Source organism: Bacillus sp. NPDC077411, assembly GCF_044543425.1.
Lineage (GTDB): Bacteria > Bacillota > Bacilli > Bacillales > Bacillaceae_G > Bacillus_A > Bacillus_A bruguierae.
Map to the genome: position 1 here is coordinate 47,562 of NZ_JBITWA010000019.1, position 21,192 is coordinate 68,753.

Below are 21,192 nucleotides of genomic sequence, written 5' to 3' on the forward strand. Positions count from 1 at the left end.
CCTTTCTAATCAAAACTAAATATAATTTATATGAAAATAGAACTTAAAAGATAAATGTTATACAGTATAAATTTATTATATCACATGTAAATACGAAACTATAAGTATATTACAAACATACTTAATTTCTTTTTGTTTTTAAATTAAATTTTATATTATTTTAATTCAACTTACAAAATATAAATTTTACAAATAAATTTTAAACTATAGAAAATGTGTGATTTTCTATGATTTAGAATAAATATTGTATTTTATATACACTCATTTTAAAATAAATAATAGATATATTTTATTTTCTTTCATTCATACTATAAAAGAAATAAATAAGGATTTGATATAACATGACATTTAATTTAATACCAATTCATAATCAATATTCGTTATTACATAGTAAAAATAATAAAGAAAAATTCGCAAATACGATTGCGATTTGGAACGAAGATTTTTTAAAGGAAGCTGAAGATCGAAAAGAACAAAATGAACGTCAACATACATATTCATATGAAGGTTTTTCCGATGAAGAAATTTTGTACTATTATTTAAATCGCCAAACGCATTTTGATAAAGAAAAACGAGTGAAAGATACTTCACGTCTTCTCTATTCTAGAGATTTATCACAATTTTATTTTTTTATTAAAGAACATACGGAATTTTTACAAATGGATGTGAAACATTTCATAGAAGGTAAAGTTTGGATAAATTTACGAAAACGACATATTCGTAATTATCAAAAGTGGCTTGCTGAAGAAGCTATTTCCTATCAATCAAATGAAACTTATAAGCCAGCAACAATAAGTAGAAAGTTACGGATTATACGTTCTTTTTTAAAGTGGTTATATGAAATTGAATACATTAAAGAACCTTTGTACATTGATATACTAAGTACAACGATAACAAAAAAACATAAACCAAGAAGAGAGTTATCTTATGAAGAAGTAAAACAATTGCTTTCCTATTATAAAAATAACCCTATCAATTATGCCCTGCTTTCCATATTAGCAACAACTGGATTACGTGTTGCAGAGGTTGCACATGCAAGATGGGAAGACTTAGAATTTGATGCATTACGCGATCGTTATTATCTTTATGTAAATACAAAGGGGAATTCTGAACGAATTGTACCTATTAATAAAGCTGTATTTGAACGAGTCATTGCTTTCCGAATACGCCGCCGCTTGCCAATTGAGTTAGGAATCCAGCATGGCGGCACAATTTTTCAAACAAAAAATCACAAAGCATATAAAGAAAATTATCTGTCACAATATATTACCAAAATTATAAAAGAAACAGATTTATCGTTTACAAGGAATGAAAAAATAACCCCGCACTTCTTTCGGCATTTTTATGTTCAATATTTATACGATTACAAGAAATTACCTCCACATATCATCGCAGCAACTGTTGGTCATAAAGATGATAGAACAACGAAAGAGAATTATTTGAAGCAACGATTAATGAAAGATCATGACGCTGGTACTTTAATTCACGAGGATGAGTTTTAATTTTCTTTATATATACAAGTTAAAAAAACGACATAAAAATCTCTTTCTTTTTAGAGTAGGACGAGAGTAACTGGCCGTGCAATAGGGCCCTTTTCTGTTACATGCGCGGTTAAAACAAAAGGAGGAAGAGCTATCAAATAAGCTCTCCCTCTTTTAGTTTACAATAATCAAATTATATTAAACTATATCTGTTTTGCTTGCGTCCTTTTCCAGTTTCCTTTATTATATAAGACTTCATAATAAGTGTTGCTAAAGAATCTACTAATGTTTTATACGATAAATTTGATAAAACGAGTAAATCATTTGTATATAGTATTCTATGTTTTTCTAATAATAATAAAATAAGTCGTTCTGACGGCTTTAATACCTCATCACTTTCAAGAATAAAATCAATGTTTTTCACGCACAAATCTCCTTGAAAAAAATTTTAAACGTTTAAATTTCAATATTTATTATGTGAAAATTATATAATAAAATCTCTATTTTGTCTTAATAATTATCTCACAGTATATACTTTATGTTAAAACAAAAAAGAGCCTATACTATAAGCTCTTTTCCATATACATATAAAATTGAATTTCCTTTTCAAAAGTACGCACACCATATTGAAAGCCATGTCGCTCAAGTATTCCTTTTACAATGGCTAAACCTAATCCTGTACCAGATATTTCTTTACTTCTAGATGATTCTAAAACAAAGAAAGGTTCCCAAATCTTTTCAATATCTTTTATGTGTAGTTGATCTACACCATTTCTAATATTAAATAATACTTGTTCTTCTAATTCTTTAAATTCCACGATAATCTTGTAGTTCGTTGTGTATTTAATAGCATTTGTTATGAGATTGTTGAAAATCATTTCCATCTTATTTTTATCAGCAGTAATAAACATCTCACTTTGATTCGCTTCAATATCTATTTTTATATTTTTAGACTGCATTTCGATTTCATACTTTTGTAATATAGAATAAAAAAGCGAGACCACATTAAATGTTTCCTTACTAATAGCATCTCGTTCTATTTTAGAAAAACGTAACAATTCTTCTATCAAATGTGAAATATTATCTGTTTGTTTTATAATCGTATCTACATACGTTCCATCGTCTAATCCATCTTTTATTCCTAAAGAATAAGCTTTTACTAACGATATAGGTGTTTTTAATTCATGTGTAATATTTGCCATAAATACTTTTAAATTTTCATTTTTCTGTGTTAAATCTTGATGAGCCTTATTTAATTTATTGCTCATTACATTAATACTCACTGCTAAATCTTCAATTTCATCATTTGTTTTAATGTTTGCTTTTTTAAAGTTTAGATTTGAAATATCTTTTGCAACATCACTTAATTCTTTTAGCGGCCTTGTTATATTTTTAGATAGCACCCATACTAATACAATCACAAGAACAATTGAAAAACCAAATATATATAGGTTAAATTGATTGATCATTTGTATAATTTCATTAGAATGTGCAATAGAAACACCTACTAAAACAAGCATGTCGTCTTTAGCAATAAAACTAGCAAAGAAGCTGGCTTTCAATTTTTCTTGATCATATAATGTATTCACTTTCCCTCCCTCTTTTACATGTTTTAAATCTTCTTTTACAATCCAAAATTTACTTAGTGTAATTTGTTTTTTTGATAGTCGTTCACGTAAAGACCAATTTATATCATCTGCTGTACTATTAATTGGCACATACACAATAGATATATTGTACTGTTGTTCTATTCTTGAAATATCATTTATAAATTCTTCTTTTGACTGCTGTTTTATTTGAGCTGTAACTTTATTTATTTGCTCTTTCGTTTTGTATAAATTATACTTTGGTAAGAAATAATTCGTTAAAAGTAGTGAAATGGTGAAGATTAAAAAAATTGCAATCGATATACTAATGAATAGTTTTTTACCAAGTTTATTCACTATGTTCCTCCAAACTATATCCTAAACCTCGATGTGTTTTTATAATACCTTCTCCTATTTTTTTGCGTAATCTTCTAATATGAGTATCAACCGTTCTTTCTTCTCCAAAATAATCGAATCCCCATGCCATATCTAGTAATTTCTTTCGTGTTAAAATACTTCCTTTATGATATAAGAAGCATTTGATTAGCTCAAATTCTGTTTTTGTTACATCAAGTTCTTCTTCATCTTTATATATTTTATACTTATTCAAATCTATTTTTATATTTTTGATTCGAACAACTTCGTCTTTATTGAGAAGTTTCTTTGCTCGCGTAATTAAAATTCCTGGATGAAATGGTTTTTTTACATATTCATCTGCTCCGCAATTTAGTGCTGTTAATTCATCATCATTTTCACTTTTTGCTGTGAGCATTAAAACTTTTATACTGGAATTTTTCTTCATTTCTTTACAAACAGATAAGCCATTTATTTTCGGCATCATCCAATCTAAAATTGCTAAATCTATTTTCTCATGATAGAAGGTATGTAAAGCTTCCTCTCCATCTTTAGCTAAAAAAACTTGAAAGCCTTCCTTTTCAAAATAAGCTTTTAAAATTTTCAACATATCTTGTTCATCATCAGCAATTAATATCCTCATATTGTTCCCCCGTATACAATACATATATTTTACTAATTATACTCTCTCATTTCTTCTATTTCCATTTATGATTATAATTAGTGTTTGTTACAGCAAAATGACAAATAAAAAAGAAAAAGCCCCTTATTTTTAAGAGACTTTTTCCTTCTTATATTTCATTTAAGAAAAAGATAGCTAATGTTCCCGGACCGGCGTGGGCTCCTACAGCCGCACCAATCGAATTTACTACAAATACTTTGCATCCAAATTTTTCAGTAATCATTTCTGTTAATATGTTTACACTTTCTAAATCATCGCCGTGTGAAATTCCAATTGTTTGATTTTCAAGGTCTTTACCCCTTGTTTCCATAATATCTACTATATGTTGAAATGCTTTCTTCCGGCCGCGTATTTTTTCTAGCGGAATAAGTTTTCCCTCTTCTACATTTAAAATAGGCTTAATATTTAATAAACCACCTATAAACCCTGCTACTTTACTTAATCGTCCACCACGAACTAAATATTGTAAATCCGCAACAGTAAATATGTGTTCCATATGCTTAGTCATAAATGCAATACGATTTAATACTTCCTCTTTTGTTGCTCCGTTTTGTGCCAGTTTGGCAGCTTCTAATACAACTAATCCTTGACCAATTGATATACATTTTGTATCAATAATATCTAAAGAAAAATTAGGATATGTTTCTTTTACTTCCTCTTTTACAAGAACAGAAGATTGATATGTGCCAGAAAGCTCGGAAGAAAAAGCTATATAAATACAGGTAGCATCTTGTTTTGCGTATGTAGTAAATACTTCTTGAACTTTTTCTAAAGAAGGTAATGATGTTCTATATACTTTTCCTTCTCTCATATTTCGAAGTAAGTCAATCGGATCTAGTGTTATCCCGTCAAAAAATTCATTTTCTTGTTCATCATATACACGAAGAGGGATAACCTCTATATCATAAGTATGAAGCAGTTCTTTCGGTAAGTCCGCCGCACTATCTGTAATAATTTTTATTGTCATTGTTCGTTAAACCTCAATTCTTTTATAAATACATAACAGTCCGATTCGTCTCCTCTAAATTATATATGCAATACAAAAATTAAGAAAGGGAAAAATTATATATATAACATTTCTACTATATTGTATTCACACAAGGAAGCAACAATGAATTTTTTCTAAAATATATATCCATTTTAATTTTCCGACATCTTTGTCTAGCTCTGCCTTCTAGGCCCTCATGTCTAAGAACCTTCCACACAAGAAGGTAAAAAACACCTTCTGTGTGAAAGAACCTTAGCCAACGGGCCTAAACAGTCGGCTCCGCTTTTCTTTGTAAGTCGTTGCTATGCAGAATACAACATAACCTATACTCGTTTTTTCTTTTTGTTTTAAACCTTGTATGTGGTAAGACCGTTTCTATGCGCGGCCAGATGCTCCCCTTAAAAAGAAAGAGGGTATGTCATTTTTTAACTTGTATAAAGTGAAACTTCCATCCGATGGGGGGTTCTTCATCCCCCTCGGATAGAAAGCTCACCCAATCGGGCTTTTACGGGCAGTAAGACCCCCACGAATATCGGGATAAATAAAAAAACGATAAAAGTTTATAGAATTGTATTACTTTTTATTTATAGCTATGTTACTGTTTCATGTTTTTCATAAAAAACGTTATAATAATATATAGCCTCTTAGATTAAGAAATAAAGGAGAATAGAATATGGCTAAAATTAAAGTATATCAACCGAAAGAAGAGCATGTAGATGCAGTAAAAAATATAATTGATGTTGAGGAATTAAACCCATCAGCTACTGATTTACAAAATTTATATGCATGTGTATTAGAAACTGAAGATATGTCTTTACCTGAATCTTACATCGAAGAAGATATTTTAATCGACTCTGTTGAAGGAATGGTAAATGCTTCAGCAAATAAAGTAAAAAATTTAGGAACGTATGATGTAATTGAAGTACATACTAAGGGTAAGAAATTACAAATTTTATTATTAGCAGATGAAGAATACGAAATTATTGAAGAATAATTCCAGTTTGTAGTTTTTGAATCATTAAAATAAAAGCACTCTCTTCATATGAAGGGAGTGCTTTTATTCAATTTACTCAAACTTTTCTCTAAATCTTGAGGTTAAACACGGAATATTAGTTGAACCAATCGGGCTTTTACGGGCAGTTTATCTCCCACCTAACTTCTTGAAAAAAGTGGAAGTGTCTCGTTCAGAATGTGAGGGGAATGGAGCTTCTGACGTAGAGGGGTTTTTTACCTCGTAGGAAGAAGCGAAGCCACCGAACATTCTAGCCACTGGAGCTGGACAATGCTTTCGCTGAATTTTGAGGTGGGAGTATTACTGCCCGTTAATACGGGATAAAATAGCTCTTAAATCATGTTTTTCAGTACTCCCGCTATATTTGTTTATATTCTTTCACAATTGATTGATCTGCATTTTTGTAACTTTCGTGATATTCTACCACACCGATTTCACACTCTGGACCAATCGTAACATTGTTACCTCGAACAACATCAGCTTTTGTGTATTCAAGATAAACCTCATCCCCTTCGATTATATTGGCATGAAGATATCCTCCGTGTTTTGAGAAAGGAAAAAACGATGATTTTTTTTGAACTGTAATTTTCTCGCCGCCTATTTCTTTTACATTGCTGTGCTCATATCTTAGAATGATATTAATATTTCCCGCATTCAGCATATCTGTAATCGTAAGGCCTCCATTTAATGTGAAATTCTCTGCTTCTAAGTTTCCTTTCACATTTATTCCACCTGTTATATCGATCTCTTCACCAGTAAAATTTTCACCAATGTCAAACATCCCTCGTACTTTTGTACGTTTCACTTTTACCGGACCACTAACTTCAAGATTACCGTTAACTTTCACATTTTCTGAATGCAAATCTCCACGAATTTTCGTCTCTCCAAACACAGTTACCATGTGTGCTTTTACATTTCCTTGCACTTCACTCGCTCCATACGTCTTAAACGCATCGCAATCAATATCATCCAAAATTGTTCCTTCTCCGCAAATTTTGACATTTTTGTAGGTACCGCCTGATGAATTACCAGAACCATTTAAACTAAGGTTATACTGTTCTTTCATGCTATCTTTCCCTTTCTATTAAAAATTTAAATTTTTCGACTTTCTTTTACGTTAGCGTTTTTATCGATTGTACAAACCCCTGTATATTCAATAAGATTAATTTCACAATTTGGTCCAACCGTAACATTGTTACCTCGAATTGTGTTCGTGTTTGTATACTCAACTATAATATTGTCCCCTTCTATTAACTCTGTTTCCATTCGAGGAGTAAACATTGTTTCGAAGAGCCAACTTAAAGCGGATTTCTTATATTTTATGTTAATCGTTTGACCGCCTATTTCTTTTGCTTTACATTCTCCGTGCATATCAATAAAAATATCATCTGCACTCAATAAGCCACCCACGATAAATTGTCCTTCTGAATTGAATGTATCTACTTCACAATTCCCATCAATAATTGCTTTACCGCGAATATTCATATCCTCACCAGATACATTTCCTCCGACTGTTCCTTTACCGGAAATTTTTATTTTCTTTACAACCGCATCCTGTTGTATACTGCCGCTGCCTTCAATGCTCATTTGCATGGCATCTATTTTTCCATTTATCTTTCCGGAACCACTTATTTTTACTGTCTCAGCTTTTATATCTCCATTTACATGACCAGAACCGTTACATTCGAAATCCACACATTCTAAATCCCCATTTACTGTCCCTCTTCCGTTTAATTGTACATTGCGAAACTGCCCTCCGTTCGACATTCCATGTCCATTAATTAATAAGTCATCTGTTTTCACTACTTTCCCTCCATCATAACAACTTTGTTTTTAATTCTTCTGTACAAATCATTAAAGGTAAACGTATAACAATTTTAGTACCCTGATCAAAATATAAATCCTCTACACTCGAAAGTAAGAAACATGTTGAAATACCTAACTTTCGAATAAAAATAAGCTCACCATGTTTGTTCTTCATCATTTCATAGTGCTCATTTAAAACATGTAAAACCATTCTTCCTTCTTCAAGGCTAATCTCTCCAGACTGAAGTACTTTTTCTAAAATATAAATAAAAAGGATTTTTGCAAAACGAAATTTATTCATTTCTTGATTTTGCTCTATAAAAAAACTGACCACTGATTCTGAAGCAATCCCGCGTTTTACAATTTCTTCCTTTGTTAAACAAACCTCATTCACATTTGGTGAAAACATATCCGCCAAATCATCAAGAGATAAATTTTCTTTCATCGTTTGAATTTTTTCGATTCTATCTAAAATCTTTTCTTTAGGAAAAAACGTCTCCTGCCCTGTAAACGTGGATTTTCGCACAAACCAATCTTCTGGTATTAAGTTTTTTCTTTTCCACCTATATAGCTGACCATAGGAGATTCCAGTAAGATCTAGCAAATCTTTTTTCGAAATTAAGTCCTGACTCAAAATTTTTCTCTCCCTTCTTTTTATTCAATGTAACATAACACTGTTACGCTGTAAAGGTGCGTTTTCCCATTTTTATGAAAAATAGACTGCAATCCGCTCTTTTAAAAGAAAAAACCCCTCATTTCATCGTATGATAATCGACGAAATGAGGGGTTATGAGCACTTTACTTTGTTACGTTATATGTATGCTTAAACCATATATGATAAAAGTTAATCCAGCCCTGGGAGTTAATTGTTACATTTTGTATAGTCTCATGCGTATGTATCGTCATATAATTTCGATACAAAGGAATGATATGAATATTCTCTAGCAGCTCCTGTTCTGTTTCCCCTAACAATTGCATACGCACACTCCGGTTCTGTTCCTTAAATACACGTTTCAACTTTTCATTTAAATTGAAAGAACTATGCTGATGAAGAAAACTATTGGTCGTTAGTAGTAAATATAGATAACTTAATTCAGCGTGCTCGCTTATTGTAGCACTATCATGAATCAAATCAGCTTCTTGTATTGTTCGAAATGTAAGAAGTTCGTGTGCATCTAAAAAAGATAATTCTATTTTAATTCCATACTTAGCACATTCCCTTTGAATCCAATGTGAATCCTCAACATGATCTTGCTCTTGAAAGGTACATAAATATAATGTTTCTCCGTTATATCCACTATTTCCTAATAACTCTTTGATTGAACTTTCTTTACTTATTTCATTGGTTTTTCCTAATAACAGATTCGTCGCTGCTTCTTTGCGTTCACCTTTTAAATCGTTTAATATTTGCATGCCATTGATAATCTGTTTTAATGCTTGTCGAAAAACCATATGTTGCATAGGACCTTGTTTTTTTGTATTGAGTGTTATATATGTTACGTTCGCTTCTAATTGAGACATTTCTTTTTGAACGTTCTTTCTATCATGCTGTAAAGAATCTAATAAAACTTCATAGCCGCTATGACTACTTATATCTTGTGAATACCAAAGCTCAATACGATCAAGAAATGGGCGCTCACGAAAATACAAAGGATTTACTTCTAAAATAAGTAGTGCATCATTATTTTTAACGAGTTTGAATGGACCTGTTCCATTTAATATGTATTGATTATTCTCCTTTGCATGCGATTCGGAAATAATAGAACAATGTTCTCCACCTAAAATATGTAAAAATAATTCATTTTCTCTTTGTAAATGAATTTCAATCGTATATTCATCTACAATATGTATTCTTTCAATATCTTGTAGCATCCAACGATAAGGATTGTCTTTTGTACTTAAAAAACGAGTGAAAGTATACTTGACATCGCGAGCAGTAAACAATTTTTGATTATGAAAATGAACGCCTTTGCGGAGATAAAATGTCCATATTTTATATGTATGATTGTATTCCCAATAAAAAGCGAGGCGCGGTTCAACTTCATTCGTTATTTCATTATAATGAACAAGCGTATCACAAACATGCTTAACAATGTGACACTCAGAACGAAGAGTTACATACATAGGATCTAGACATGTAATTGGTTGTATGCGCATGTTTAAACGTAAAACATCGATTCTTCCTTGCGGTGAATGTTCAATGTGGTATCCAAAAAGTGTATCAATCCAAATTTGAAATTGTTCTATTATGTAGGGAAAATGCTCTGCATATGTTTGAATGAAATTTTTTCCACTTTTAATTTCGCCTTGCTTTACAAGTTCTTTTCCTTTTTCAAAAATAAGCGTTGCCGGATTTTGTAAAAAAGCGATTTTCGAGCGATTTCCTCTTCCGCGTCCTGGAAACCAACTAATCCATTGTATTTCTTCTAGTTTTTTTATTGTGAATTTGCTATTTCGATCTGTACAATATAATGATTTTGAAATGTCTTGCAGCGATATTTCTATGTTTTCACTAAGTTCTTTCCCCTTTGCATAATGCAGCCAAAGTTGTATGTAATGGTCCAAAATGATCATGCATATCCCCCTAAAAGATGAAAAATTTCTTTGCTTCATTCTACTCTTTTTCCTCTTTCCTTTCCATCATAAAATTTCCATATAGAAAGGAGAGAATGAAATGATGACATTTGCAAAACGTTACAGTAAACCTATATGGATTCGGTTATTTGGAGAGCTATTAACAAGTATAACAGGAGCAATGCTCGCACTAATTTTTATCATATATGTAAACAAAGCATTAAATGGAAACGCCTTGTTTACAATGTTACTTTTTGGGCTGCAACCGCTTAGTGAAATTATCTTTACACTTTTTGGCGGTAGCATTACAGATCGATATGGACGAAAAAAAATTATTCTAACTGGACTATTATTACAAGCATGCGCTATGACTGGTTTTATTTTTGCCGAATCCGTTATACTATTTGCTCTCTTTTACATTATGAATGGTCTAGGGCGTTCTCTTTATATTCCTGCACAACGAGCACAAATTGCTGATGTAACAGAGAAAGAAAAGCAAGCCGAAGTATTTGCTCTCATTCAAACAGTTGGAGCAGTCGGAGCAATTATTGGTCCTGCACTTGGATATCTATTCTACAATGATAATCCAATTATTCTTTTTATCTTAGAAGCTACTGCTTTATTTCTCTATTCTATTCTTGTGTGGGCACAACTTCCAGAAACTGCTCCCCTATTACAACATGATGAACAAAAAACTACACCTACGAATTGGAGAAATTTTTTATCACAACATTTTAGTGTGTTTGGACTTATGATCTTTATGTTGCCGATTAGTTTTTTCTACGCTCAAATAGAAACAAACTATCGAATATATGCCGAAAAAGAATTATTCACAAATTTTATGTTTGTTTTTACTTTCATGGCTTCATGTAAAGGAATCATGGAAATTGTTTTGCAAGTAGGAGTCGTAAAATGGGCAGAGAAATTTTCTATGCAAAAAATTATTGTTATCTCTTATGTTTGTTATACGATTGCTGCGATAGGCTACGGCTACTCTCATACATTATGGTTACTATTTTTCACAATACTTATTTTAACAATTGGAGAAAGTATAGCTTTAAATCATCTGTTACGTTTCGTTTCCGAATTAGCCCCGGAACATATGCGAGGGATTTATTTCTCTATTTACGGTACGCACTGGGATATTTCACGAATGCTTGGTCCAGCAGCTGGAGCGTTATTATTACAACACTTTAGCGGGAGTTTCTTATTTAATATTTGTGCCGTTTTTCTTATTATTGGCGGCACCTGCCAATATCTCTTTATAACTTATATTCTTAAACAAGACAAAGCAAAAAGGCTGTCCGCATAAGGAGCAGCCTTTCTTATGTAATTAAGCTTCAATCTCTTTACCGTCTTCTACGATGTGATATTATATGGAGAACGAATTAACTATTTAACATTCATTTTATCTATTTGTAATATTACATTTTTATCAATGACATATCAGTAAGAACGCATATGATCCATCCAATAATCCTCTCCTCTAATTATTTATAAAAAACACTTCCGATAATGTTATGTTAACTTTACATGTATACAATATGCAAAAAGAAAACATCATAAGGATCGAAATTCTCCCTGATGTGAAATCATTCCCCTACTTACTTTCCACTAGTAACATATTCATAATGATAAAAAATGATTGACCTTATAATATCTCCCCTCTTTTACACCAAAATAGACTCCTACCTCTGGGGATTTATCCGTTACCAACATTCGCCTGTCTGAATTAACTATAATGTAAAAATAAAAACAAGGGAGACCCATGTATGAAATCAGATGATTCGATGGTTTCCTAGAAAGGATGAATGCATCTTGTCTTTTCCAAATATCCCTAATATCACACCTACTATTTCTATTTCTACTGCACAGACGATTCCATTGCTTTTAAGCTCTATTGCTCTAGAAGAATTAGCTTTGGCTCATATTATCAATGCGGAGGCAGAGAAGCTTCAATTTGTTTTAGGAACATTACCGCCGGGAAGAACTACACTTTCTCCTCCAGTAGTTACGATATCTAATCTTCTTACTGTCGACTCAAGTGTACAAAGAACCCTTCGCGATGTCATCAAAAAGGAAATGCTGCTTGAGTTCAAATTTGAAAATGTTCTGGATCTATTAGCAACTGTATCTCCTCTCCCTCCTCCATCCACAACAACGATTACCCTGAACGCTAATCCAACTACTATTAATATAATAGCGCCTATTCCCTCAACTCTTTCTGGTCAAGTGTTGGTGAATGGAAGTCCCCCTCCAACAGGTACACCGGTTTCCTTTACAGTAAGTGATCCTATTCTTGGTACTATATCTTCTAACCCTGCTCTTACAGATCCATCTGGCTTTTTTACGGCAACTTTCTCATCTAGTTTTTTACCTGGGACAGTAAACATTACCGCTTCTGCTTTGGGAGGAGTCAGTGCCCCCGTCACTATTACTATTTCTTGATGAATGCTTACAACTCTTTCTAGTCAAGTGTTAATTGATGGAAGCGTCCCTATTGTCAGTATTCCTGTTGCTACTACTGCTGCTTCAGGTAATTTTACCGCTACTTTTATAGTCATTGACGGGCCTGAATTAGTAATTGTTACTGCTATACTTCTTACCTTAGGAACAAGGACCATTAATATCAGCATTACCATTATTGACTGCGATTAACTATTATTTTATCTACTGCTGGATATGTAGTGAATGATTCCATAAAAGAATTTAATACTACTTTTTCTAGACGGGCATTGATTGATGATAGAAACAAAAAACGAGCTGAATGAATATTAGCTCGTTTTTTATATATAACAGAGATTTTACTAGCAAGATGCATATTTTATATTTTAAAAAGATGACAGAATCTTGAACCTTGTTTGAACGCGACTTCATTTGGATAACTAATGTTTGCAAATACCATAAAATGCGGTTTCCAAAATGTTAGAAACCGCATTTTATCAAGGTTTTAAGCTTCAATCTCTTTACCATCTTCTACGATGTGATAAAGTAAATGAGCTAAATGATGAATTGGACCATATTCTTCCTCTTCTTCATCAGTTTCACCTTGGAATTCAAGATCATTTAAATACAGGGCTACAAATTGATAAAATAGTTTTAAATCAAAACCGTAGCACGCGCTTGGTTCTTCTTGATCCCCTTCATATTGAAGCATTAAATATTGCTCATTACCTTCAGCATCTTCTGCATCAAAGAAGACAAAAAACCCTACATTTGTATCTAAATCAAACAGATGACGTGTACCGCCTTCTGTTGCTTTATTAAAGTCATCTTCATTTAATTTATAAACAGTCGTTGCTTTTGCGTTATCTTCTTGATGAAAATTAACTGTAAAATTTTTCATGTTGACACCTCCAAATGTTATGTCACTAGCATAACAGATTTATCAATATAACACAAAATGAAAAAAGGACTGTTTACTCAAGTAAACAGTCCTCATACTTTACTTTTTCATCATGCGAAGCAAAAAGCTAACAATAAAAATAAGAATAACGGAACCAATTAAAGCTGGGACAATAGAAAAACCACCAATCACAGGGCCGAATTTGCCAAGAAGTGATGTACCTATCCAAGATCCAATAATCCCCGCAATAATATTACCAATTACACCACCAGGAACATCTTTTCCAATAATCAAGCTAGCAAACCATCCTAAAATGCCGCCAATAATTAATGACCATAAAAATGCCATGCGCTGTTTCCTCCTTAAAATTGTAAACATATCAAACGTGTAATTACTTATCTTTAGTTATGCTACATTTTTATGGAAAAATACGCTAAAATGTTCATATAATATTGTTATTTTTTAAAATTAATAACAATGTCTTCTAAAACAAAATTCTTCTCTTCACCAGATTTTTCTGGCACTGAAATCTTCTTTTCTTTCCCTCCTGCCATTTCTACTCCACCATGATTACTAGGGGTGTGAATTCGCAAATTAACATGGGGCGTTATAATTAGTTTTGTTGCATTTTTATCAAGCTTTTGAAAAGTTTTACTCCAGCTAATATTATATGGATCTTTCCCTGTCCCTCCGTTTCCTTCCCCCGAATATTGATTTCCTAAGTCATCTTTAATTTCTAACTCTACATCCACATCATCCCATTTCTTTCTAACTTCCTTAGTAACCTCTTGGTTGTAGTAAACAATGAATGACATTGGTGTTATTGCTAACTTTTCCATATTTACTTTCACACCATCTTTTTCTGTACTACCACTAATTGATTTTTCATTACTATCGATTGCTTTTAAATGAAAAGCGAAATTCCAGTTGCCTTTAATTTCTTTCTTTTGATCCGGAATTGTTATGCCTTCTACATTCCATCTTACATTTATAGAATCCTTTTTATTTGGATTATGATGAGTAGTTGTCATTAAGCCTACATACTTATTTTCGCCAACTTTTGAAATTTGAGAACTTCCTGTCATTCCGTTTGCATCCATTAAATCCAAATTACCTAATACATTAGGTTTATCTCCTAAGTCTTGCTCACTTTCAATAGAATACGTTACTGTTGTTTTTTTTCCATCAAAAATCGCATCATTAATCGTAACTTTAATGCCTTTACTTTCTTTTGTCATATTCATTTCAGTGGAAAACTCTTTATAACGATCATAAAGACCTGTTCTCCCATTATCTAAAAATCGAAAAATGTCACCTATTATAGGTAAACTCCCCGCATAAGTAGGAAACGCTAATCCGAAAGTAGTAGCTGATAAACCAACAATAACTGTAGCTGCAGCGATTTTTACTTTCCAACTTTTTGTATGTTTCTTCCTATGTATGGATTGTTTTAAAGTACGTTTCATGTTTGCCTTTTCAAATTCTGTTGCTTCCATCTCCTCAAACTCTGTTTCGTCTATATTTATATCATTTAATAATTCATAAATATCCTTCATACCACACTACCTCCCAAATTAAGATTTGTAGCAGTTTTATGGAGCTTCTTTTTCCCCCGATAAATCCGATTATCTACAGCTGCTCTAGTTAAACCAAATTTTTGTGCTATATCTTCCGTCTTTAAACCTAGAAGAAACTTCATAATAAAAATCTCTCTATCCATCGGTTCTAACTGATTCATTAACTTTATGAGTTCATTTCGATCTTCTACTAAAATTAGTTCATCTTCTGGTGACTTTTCGCCATTTAAATCCATATAATTTTGAGGAAGTTCTATATTTTTAGCAGCCTTTCGGTAATAATCAATTGCTTTAAACTTCGCAATCGCACAAATCCATTTCTTAAAATCGGTTTGATCTCCATGAAACTTTTTCGAATTGTTCCATATGGACAAAAAAACATCATTTATACATTCTTCTATGACACCTTTGTTTTCAAGTGGAGCAAGAATTTTATAAGTAATTCCTTTTATTAGTGGCAAATACATATCGACTATGAATTCGAGCGCGTCTTCTTTTTGTCGCTGTAATCGCCGAATAAAATTTGTATGAGTAGACTTCATGTGACAACTCTCCTTACATTTTTGTAAAAGCTTTTACACTCTATATAACGTGTGAAAAAATTTTTTCTCTCACAATAACTGTAAAAAATCCCTTTTATTTTGGATGTGAATTTTGTAGCTTATCAATTTCAGATACTTCTTTTTTCATTTTGATTATAAATTTAAAGGAAACTATAAAAAAATATGTGGAAGAAAAGAATACGGTATTTTGTTGTTGTTGATTTTTTTTCGTAAAATGTATGATTAAAGAAAAAGACCGCTTACAATAAATGTTAAGCGGTCTCTGTATATTTTTCACATTGTACAAAGGAGTACATGGCGATTATTTATTAAAAAATATCTCTCTTTCCCCAGAAATCCAAGGTTGTAAATTCTCCTTACTTTCTTGCATCAATCGATTCACTAATACATCATGCCATATGTAATTTTCTAATAGAGACACATGTACAGGATCATCTGTATAAAAGGTATTTCCATTTTGTTCTACAGGATGGCCATAAATCATTTCCTTGCCGTCAATAGATATAATAAACCACTTCTTTTCTCCGATGTTATCTACGTAATCGGTTTTACGATGAATAACTAAATTTGGTAATGGATTCTCAACTTGAAAAACAATGCCCTTTAGACTACAAGTTTTTTGCATCTTTTGTAAATCTTCTTCAAGTTTTTCATACATCATATCCCACATAGAAATTATAATTCTGCTTTGAGCACGGCGAAGGAGAATACGACAAAATGAAAGTATTGTTTCTTCTCCCTTTATAGTAGTAACACGCGGATCAGCTTTTGGCCTTTGATTCTCAACTGCTTTTAATTCTTGTTGTACAGATGTATATGTATCTTCCCATTTTTGTTTAATTGATTCTAGAAATACCTCAACAGGCAGAGGAGAATATTGTGCAGCCTCATTTACTTCTTCTTTCATCACTACACCCATTTTTTCCAGTCCTTCTAACACTTCATATATCCGAGCGCGAGGAACACCAGATTGTTTACTTACTTGATAAGCGCTTGATGCTCCTAAATATACGAGGGCTACATACGCTTTCGCTTCGTATTGATTAAAACCTAGCGACTGAATTTTTTGTAAGATTTTTTCCATAATAACCTTCCTATATAAGCGTTTAAAATAACAGTAAACATTTAGCTACTAAAACTAATAGTATCGTTAAACAACCGTTTAGTAAATGATTTCTATGGTGTTATCAATTATATTCATACAAGTTGAAACACTGACATAAAAACCTTTTCTTTTAAGATGGGCGAGAGCATCTGGCCATGCATAGGAGCAGTCAGTGCCTTTTCCTGCCACGGGCAAAGGTTAAAACAAAGGAGGAAAGCAAGTGCAGAGCACTTGTTTTCTCCCTGCCAGCGACTTATATGTTAAAAAATCAAGATGGGTTTAAATAATTTAATTCATCAACTTTCCTCATCAGTCATTATTTTTAAATTTTTCATTCACAAATACTTATGATTTTGCTAACATATATTTAGTCACTACTTCAATAGTGACTAAATATCAAATCCTTTCGCTAAAAACAAATTTATATTATAGGGAGTAGTTATTATGGAAGATATAAACTTATACACATTAGCTTTTTTAGTACTATCTGGTTTTTTAGCTGCATTCATTGATTCAGTAGTTGGAGGCGGTGGTTTGATTTCTATCCCGGCCTTACTGTTTACAGGATTGCCACCTTCAACAGCAATTGCTACAAATAAATTGGCAAGTTCAATGGGAGCTTTAACAAGCACTATATCGTTTATGAAATCAGGAAAAATAAATTTTCGACTTGTATCTAAATTATTCCCTTTGACTGTTCTTGGCTCGTTTTTTGGTGCATATGTGGTAAAACATATTTCCTCACAAGTATTAAAACCGTTAGTGTTAGTATTATTAATTGCAGTTGCTATCTATACAATTCTAAAAAAGGATTGGGGAAAAGATTCCAAATATGAAGGAATGAGCCGGAAAAGAGGAGCGGTCTTTGCGATAGCAGTATTTATGATTGGATTTTATGATGGATTCTTTGGAGCTGGAACTGGTTCGTTTTTGCTATTTTCCTTTTTAATGATTGGCTTTGATTTTATTCAATCAGCCGGCAATGCAAAAGTTCTTAATTTTGGTAGTAACATTGCCGCTCTCATCATGTTTTTATACTTAGATATCGTGAATTTTTCATATGGAATTCCGATGGGGATTGCGATGATTTTAGGAGCTCTTGTAGGCTCCAACTTCGCGATTAAAAAAGGTGTATCGTATGTCAGAATATTATTTATCGCAGTAACTCTCTTTTTAATTGGAAAAAACATTTTAGATTATCTACATCTTATTTAATTCATGAAACAATAAAAGTCACTCTCTCTTTAAAATAGAAATAGCGACTTTTATTGTTGCATTTAAAATCCTTTCGCGTACTTCTTGTGCTGAGCAATATTGTTCTTTATCAGCTCCATACGATCTTGTCCAAACTGTTCTACTAATGCATCAGCAGCTCCCAAGCTACAACAGCTTCCGCTACTACACTTGCTGCTAATACAGCGCAGCTATTTGAACGTTCAATACTTGCTTGAAACATTTCCTTCCATTGCTTTTTGCTGCATCAATTGCTTCCATCATCGCTCTTTCTGCTTCTCAATCTAAACAACGAACGGGCGAATGTTCTGTAATGATTTGTATCTCTGCTAATGATACATTCAAAACTTGTTTCGCATTTACATAATTTTCGTTAGAGGAAGTGAAATGAGCTTACACATCCAAACTGTTGATGATAGCTAATATTTGATGATCTGTCCATTTACCATTAATCTTTACATTTTCTTTAGCTATACCTTCTTTTTTAAACCCTACTTTTTCTAATACACGAATAGATGCTATATTGTCAGGCATAGCTCCTGCTTCAATTCTATGTAGTTTTAATTCTCTAAAAGCAAAGTCTACAACAAGTTGAAGAGCTTCTGTTGTATAGCCCTTTGTATTATGCTCCTTATCTAAAGTAAATCCCGTATAACAGCTTTGGACATCTCCCCTAGCAATTTGAGTTAATGAAATGTCTCCGATAAGTTTATCAGTTACTTTTAAAAAGATTCCAAAAGCATATATTTGCCCTTCATCTTTCTTTTTTAATGACCGTTCAATGCGTATTTTTTGGTGTTCTTCTGTATAAAAGACTTCTGGGAGTAATGGGCAAACTCGTTGAAAAAATTCGCGATTTCTAGTATGTAACTTAGCTAACTCGCTGGCGTCAGAAATCTTGTAAAGTCGAAGATATATTTGTTGTCCTACTAGTTTCATAAAACCCCTCCGATATCCCTTTCATACAATTTTATCATGGTTAATGAAAGGAAAAATTGATAAATATCGTATTCATTTCAAGTTACCATAACATATTATTATTGGTAGCCCCAAAAAAGACTCACTCCTTATATAAAAATAGATAAGGAGTGAATCTTTTTTTATTATGAAATTCTAATTTATTTACCAAATAGACGACTCCAAAGTGATTTCTTCTGTTCTGAAGCTGCTATTAGGCGCTTACTATCTTGTATTTCTCTTAATACTTGCATTAATTGAATATCTCTTTGTTCTTCTCTTATTATTCTTTGAGCATCACTTTCCTGTAAAAGTTTACTTTGTTGGTCCAATCTTTGAATTAACTCTAAATTAAGTTGTTCTAATCGTTCTATACGTTCTGTTAATGCTTTTATGTGTTCTGTATCTGCTACGCTATCTGTAGCAACAGTTGCTATCTCATTTTTTCCAACACTTGTCATTGCTAGATTTATAGCCTGTTCTAGCGTTACGTTCTTTTTGTTCATAGCTGTTACTAATCGTTCTATAGTTGCTACGTCTTTATGATAAACGCAGAGAAGGGATAGCTTAATCGCTATCCCTTCATTTTAATTTCACTATCTAATCCCATTGGTTGAAGAAAGTTGTTGTCTGTTTTTATTGAGTGTCTTCGTCGCTTTTGTACTCCAAAATATCACCTGGTTGACAATCCAAAGTCTTACATATCGCTTCTAATGTTGAAAAACGAACCGCTTTTGCTTTCCCATTTTTCAGAATGGAAAGATTCGCCATCGTAATCCCAACCCTCTCCGAAAGCTCCGTTACGCTCATTTTTCGTTTTGCTAACATCACATCAATATTAATAATAATTGCCATATCCTCCACCTCAGACCGTTAAATCATTTTCTGATTTTATATTAATAGCTTCTTGTAAAAGTCTTTGGAGAACAGCAGCAAAAACGGCGATCACCATAGAGGCGAAAATAATGACCAATCCGATTGGTATGATACTTGGAGGGTCAACTTTTTCCGCCATGAGATAGTAGAGTGGCATACCTAGCAAGTACAAGGTACTGATCGTGATGGCACAGTATTTTATATTCTTTAAAGCCTTTACCGATAATTCCGAGAACGCTCGGTTCTTATCAATATAACTTAAAAGTTTAAAAGCTTGATACAGAGCAAAGTAAAAAGGTATCGCTGCCGCGTACATATCGATTAAAACGAGAGATTTCATATAAGCAATATCTGGATACAATTCTCCAGCAAAATTCCCGATCTTAGGCACCAAAAATATGCACAATGCAAGAACTGGGATTCCTATAAAAATAACAGCTAGCTTTAAAAAGAGTGTCGTAACTTGTTTCATAAAAAGCACCTCGCTTATTTAATGACAACATGATCTTATCATATGATTTATCGTTTTACAATAAATTTGTATTGTTTTTTATTATATTATTATTGTTATTGAAATATCCTTTTAATTTTGACAAAAATAAAAAGCATTTCTCATTACAAAGAACTGCTCTTACTTTAAATTGAATCAATCGATAAAGCCTATAAGAAATTTATTGAAGAATTTAAGGCTATTCCTGAAGAGTTGAGAGATAAACATATCTCCGAAGTGGACAAATCTCCTTCTGAAATACTTTCTTATCAATTGAGGTGGATTAATTTGTTGTTATCATGGGAAAAAGACGAACAAGGTGGACTTTATCAATCTTTTTATGAGCAATACGAGATTTTAACCTTAAAACAACAGGAGGAAGAATTGACAAAGTTAGTCCGAATACACCTCTTTTATAAAGTGAAACTTTAATCAGTGGGGGTTTTCTTCATCCCCCATTGATTATCAGCCCTCACCAATCGGGCGCATGCCAGCAGTTTATCTCCCACCTAACTTCTTAAGAAAAGCGGAAGTGGCTCGTTCAGAATGTGAGGGGGATGGA

The 21,192-nt window shown here is 32.4% G+C and carries 20 protein-coding genes and 4 pseudogenes; 6 read left to right on the forward strand and 18 right to left on the reverse strand.

Features of this window, described 5'->3' with window-relative positions:
• Nucleotides 1-341 precede the first annotated feature (341 nt).
• Nucleotides 342-1,502: a tyrosine-type recombinase/integrase gene (locus ACIGHG_RS20205; protein ID WP_336474478.1), complete on the forward strand. Its 1,161-nt coding sequence runs from the start codon at nucleotides 342-344 to the stop codon at nucleotides 1,500-1,502.
• A 172-nt stretch (nucleotides 1,503-1,674) separates the two neighbouring features.
• Here ACIGHG_RS20205 and ACIGHG_RS20210 read toward each other — a convergent pair whose 3' ends face one another.
• From ACIGHG_RS20210 to ACIGHG_RS20225, 4 genes are all read right to left on the reverse strand, one after another.
• Nucleotides 1,675-1,905, reverse strand: a complete 231-nt coding sequence (locus ACIGHG_RS20210) for a hypothetical protein (RefSeq protein ID WP_336474479.1) — start codon at nucleotides 1,903-1,905, stop codon at nucleotides 1,675-1,677.
• A 139-nt stretch (nucleotides 1,906-2,044) separates the two neighbouring features.
• The gene (locus ACIGHG_RS20215) at nucleotides 2,045-3,424 is read right to left on the reverse strand and encodes a sensor histidine kinase (RefSeq protein WP_396550220.1); all 1,380 of its coding nucleotides are present in this window, start codon (nucleotides 3,422-3,424) and stop codon (nucleotides 2,045-2,047) included.
• On the reverse strand, nucleotides 3,417-4,064 hold the full coding sequence (locus ACIGHG_RS20220) for a response regulator transcription factor (RefSeq protein ID WP_336474481.1): 648 nt from the start codon (nucleotides 4,062-4,064) through the stop codon (nucleotides 3,417-3,419). Before ACIGHG_RS20220 ends, ACIGHG_RS20215 begins: the two co-directional genes overlap by 8 nt.
• Before the next feature lie 148 nt (nucleotides 4,065-4,212).
• Nucleotides 4,213-5,070, reverse strand: coding sequence for a DegV family protein (locus ACIGHG_RS20225; protein ID WP_336474482.1), 858 nt, complete (start codon nucleotides 5,068-5,070; stop codon nucleotides 4,213-4,215).
• Nucleotides 5,071-5,764: 694 nt separating this feature from the next.
• Here ACIGHG_RS20225 and ACIGHG_RS20230 point away from each other — a divergent pair.
• Complete coding sequence (locus tag ACIGHG_RS20230) at nucleotides 5,765-6,085, forward strand: hypothetical protein (protein WP_336474483.1); 321 nt, start codon at nucleotides 5,765-5,767, stop codon at nucleotides 6,083-6,085.
• A 376-nt stretch (nucleotides 6,086-6,461) separates the two neighbouring features.
• On the opposite strand, the gene ACIGHG_RS20235 is transcribed toward ACIGHG_RS20230, so the two are convergent.
• From ACIGHG_RS20235 to ACIGHG_RS20250, 4 genes are all read right to left on the reverse strand, one after another.
• On the reverse strand, nucleotides 6,462-7,169 hold the full coding sequence (locus ACIGHG_RS20235; RefSeq protein WP_396550224.1) for a cytoplasmic protein: 708 nt from the start codon (nucleotides 7,167-7,169) through the stop codon (nucleotides 6,462-6,464).
• 26 nt (nucleotides 7,170-7,195) lie between these two features.
• On the reverse strand, nucleotides 7,196-7,906 hold the full coding sequence (locus tag ACIGHG_RS20240; protein WP_336474485.1) for a polymer-forming cytoskeletal protein: 711 nt from the start codon (nucleotides 7,904-7,906) through the stop codon (nucleotides 7,196-7,198).
• 13 nt (nucleotides 7,907-7,919) lie between these two features.
• Nucleotides 7,920-8,543: a YhbD family protein gene (locus ACIGHG_RS20245; RefSeq protein WP_396550226.1), complete on the reverse strand. Its 624-nt coding sequence runs from the start codon at nucleotides 8,541-8,543 to the stop codon at nucleotides 7,920-7,922.
• Between the two features lie 164 nt (nucleotides 8,544-8,707).
• On the reverse strand, nucleotides 8,708-10,483 hold the full coding sequence (locus ACIGHG_RS20250; RefSeq protein WP_396550228.1) for an SgrR family transcriptional regulator: 1,776 nt from the start codon (nucleotides 10,481-10,483) through the stop codon (nucleotides 8,708-8,710).
• 100 nt (nucleotides 10,484-10,583) lie between these two features.
• Here ACIGHG_RS20250 and ACIGHG_RS20255 point away from each other — a divergent pair, with 100 nt between their 5' ends.
• Nucleotides 10,584-11,795: an MDR family MFS transporter gene (locus ACIGHG_RS20255; RefSeq protein WP_336474191.1), complete on the forward strand. Its 1,212-nt coding sequence runs from the start codon at nucleotides 10,584-10,586 to the stop codon at nucleotides 11,793-11,795.
• Nucleotides 11,796-12,301: 506 nt separating this feature from the next.
• Nucleotides 12,302-12,619 (forward strand): annotated as a pseudogene (locus tag ACIGHG_RS20260) (alpha-helical endospore appendage domain-containing protein); the annotation flags it as partial.
• 814 nt (nucleotides 12,620-13,433) lie between these two features.
• Here ACIGHG_RS20260 and ACIGHG_RS20265 read toward each other — a convergent pair.
• From ACIGHG_RS20265 to ACIGHG_RS20285, 5 genes are all read right to left on the reverse strand, one after another.
• Nucleotides 13,434-13,829 (reverse strand): cytosolic protein, encoded by a 396-nt coding sequence (locus ACIGHG_RS20265; RefSeq protein WP_336474192.1) that lies wholly within the window; start codon nucleotides 13,827-13,829, stop codon nucleotides 13,434-13,436.
• A 99-nt stretch (nucleotides 13,830-13,928) separates the two neighbouring features.
• Nucleotides 13,929-14,177 (reverse strand): GlsB/YeaQ/YmgE family stress response membrane protein, encoded by a 249-nt coding sequence (locus ACIGHG_RS20270; protein ID WP_090914817.1) that lies wholly within the window; start codon nucleotides 14,175-14,177, stop codon nucleotides 13,929-13,931.
• Nucleotides 14,178-14,284: 107 nt separating this feature from the next.
• The gene (locus ACIGHG_RS20275; protein WP_396550231.1) at nucleotides 14,285-15,385 is read right to left on the reverse strand and encodes a DUF4179 domain-containing protein; all 1,101 of its coding nucleotides are present in this window, start codon (nucleotides 15,383-15,385) and stop codon (nucleotides 14,285-14,287) included.
• A complete protein-coding gene (locus ACIGHG_RS20280) occupies nucleotides 15,382-15,948 on the reverse strand; it encodes a sigma-70 family RNA polymerase sigma factor (RefSeq protein ID WP_336474194.1) in 567 nt (188 codons plus the stop codon). Before ACIGHG_RS20280 ends, ACIGHG_RS20275 begins: the two co-directional genes overlap by 4 nt.
• A 322-nt stretch (nucleotides 15,949-16,270) precedes the next feature.
• The gene (locus ACIGHG_RS20285) at nucleotides 16,271-17,053 is read right to left on the reverse strand and encodes a TrmB family transcriptional regulator (RefSeq protein WP_336474195.1); all 783 of its coding nucleotides are present in this window, start codon (nucleotides 17,051-17,053) and stop codon (nucleotides 16,271-16,273) included.
• Between the two features lie 465 nt (nucleotides 17,054-17,518).
• Between ACIGHG_RS20285 and ACIGHG_RS20290 the strand changes: the two genes are divergently transcribed.
• Nucleotides 17,519-18,289 (forward strand): sulfite exporter TauE/SafE family protein, encoded by a 771-nt coding sequence (locus tag ACIGHG_RS20290; RefSeq protein WP_396550234.1) that lies wholly within the window; start codon nucleotides 17,519-17,521, stop codon nucleotides 18,287-18,289.
• 62 nt (nucleotides 18,290-18,351) lie between these two features.
• On the opposite strand, the pseudogene ACIGHG_RS20295 reads toward ACIGHG_RS20290, so the two are convergent.
• From ACIGHG_RS20295 to ACIGHG_RS20315, 5 genes and pseudogenes are all read right to left on the reverse strand, one after another.
• Nucleotides 18,352-18,536, reverse strand: a pseudogene (locus ACIGHG_RS20295) (chorismate synthase); the annotation flags it as partial.
• Between the two features lie 164 nt (nucleotides 18,537-18,700).
• A complete protein-coding gene (locus tag ACIGHG_RS20300; protein ID WP_336474197.1) occupies nucleotides 18,701-19,246 on the reverse strand; it encodes a GNAT family N-acetyltransferase in 546 nt (181 codons plus the stop codon).
• Between the two features lie 179 nt (nucleotides 19,247-19,425).
• Nucleotides 19,426-19,812, reverse strand: a pseudogene (locus ACIGHG_RS20305) (DUF3967 domain-containing protein); the annotation flags it as partial.
• A gap of 88 nt (nucleotides 19,813-19,900) precedes the next feature.
• The gene (locus tag ACIGHG_RS20310) at nucleotides 19,901-20,119 is read right to left on the reverse strand and encodes a helix-turn-helix domain-containing protein (protein ID WP_004434885.1); all 219 of its coding nucleotides are present in this window, start codon (nucleotides 20,117-20,119) and stop codon (nucleotides 19,901-19,903) included.
• A 10-nt stretch (nucleotides 20,120-20,129) separates the two neighbouring features.
• Complete coding sequence (locus ACIGHG_RS20315; protein WP_336474198.1) at nucleotides 20,130-20,612, reverse strand: DUF2975 domain-containing protein; 483 nt, start codon at nucleotides 20,610-20,612, stop codon at nucleotides 20,130-20,132.
• A 168-nt stretch (nucleotides 20,613-20,780) separates the two neighbouring features.
• Between ACIGHG_RS20315 and ACIGHG_RS20320 the strand changes: the two are divergent.
• Nucleotides 20,781-21,035: pseudogene (locus ACIGHG_RS20320) on the forward strand (ClbS/DfsB family four-helix bundle protein); the annotation flags it as partial.
• Nucleotides 21,036-21,192 lie beyond the last annotated feature (157 nt).

Bases quoted from the DNA above. Each gene is read 5' to 3' on its own strand.
- ACIGHG_RS20225 (WP_336474482.1), bottom strand. From the start codon at position 5,070: ATGACAATAAAAATTATTACAGATAGTGCGGCGGACTTACCGAAAGAA.
- ACIGHG_RS20220 (WP_336474481.1), bottom strand. From the start codon at position 4,064: ATGAGGATATTAATTGCTGATGATGAACAAGATATGTTGAAAATTTTA.
- ACIGHG_RS20280 (WP_336474194.1), bottom strand. From the start codon at position 15,948: ATGAAGTCTACTCATACAAATTTTATTCGGCGATTACAGCGACAAAAA.
- ACIGHG_RS20265 (WP_336474192.1), bottom strand. From the start codon at position 13,829: ATGAAAAATTTTACAGTTAATTTTCATCAAGAAGATAACGCAAAAGCA.
- ACIGHG_RS20235 (WP_396550224.1), bottom strand. From the start codon at position 7,169: ATGAAAGAACAGTATAACCTTAGTTTAAATGGTTCTGGTAATTCATCA.
- ACIGHG_RS20285 (WP_336474195.1), bottom strand. From the start codon at position 17,053: ATGGAAAAAATCTTACAAAAAATTCAGTCGCTAGGTTTTAATCAATAC.
- ACIGHG_RS20290 (WP_396550234.1), top strand. From the start codon at position 17,519: ATGGAAGATATAAACTTATACACATTAGCTTTTTTAGTACTATCTGGT.
- ACIGHG_RS20230 (WP_336474483.1), top strand. From the start codon at position 5,765: ATGGCTAAAATTAAAGTATATCAACCGAAAGAAGAGCATGTAGATGCA.
- ACIGHG_RS20315 (WP_336474198.1), bottom strand. From the start codon at position 20,612: ATGAAACAAGTTACGACACTCTTTTTAAAGCTAGCTGTTATTTTTATA.
- ACIGHG_RS20255 (WP_336474191.1), top strand. From the start codon at position 10,584: ATGATGACATTTGCAAAACGTTACAGTAAACCTATATGGATTCGGTTA.
- ACIGHG_RS20250 (WP_396550228.1), bottom strand. From the start codon at position 10,483: ATGATCATTTTGGACCATTACATACAACTTTGGCTGCATTATGCAAAG.
- ACIGHG_RS20300 (WP_336474197.1), bottom strand. From the start codon at position 19,246: ATGAAACTAGTAGGACAACAAATATATCTTCGACTTTACAAGATTTCT.
- ACIGHG_RS20275 (WP_396550231.1), bottom strand. From the start codon at position 15,385: ATGAAGGATATTTATGAATTATTAAATGATATAAATATAGACGAAACA.
- ACIGHG_RS20310 (WP_004434885.1), bottom strand. From the start codon at position 20,119: ATGGCAATTATTATTAATATTGATGTGATGTTAGCAAAACGAAAAATG.
- ACIGHG_RS20205 (WP_336474478.1), top strand. From the start codon at position 342: ATGACATTTAATTTAATACCAATTCATAATCAATATTCGTTATTACAT.
- ACIGHG_RS20270 (WP_090914817.1), bottom strand. From the start codon at position 14,177: ATGGCATTTTTATGGTCATTAATTATTGGCGGCATTTTAGGATGGTTT.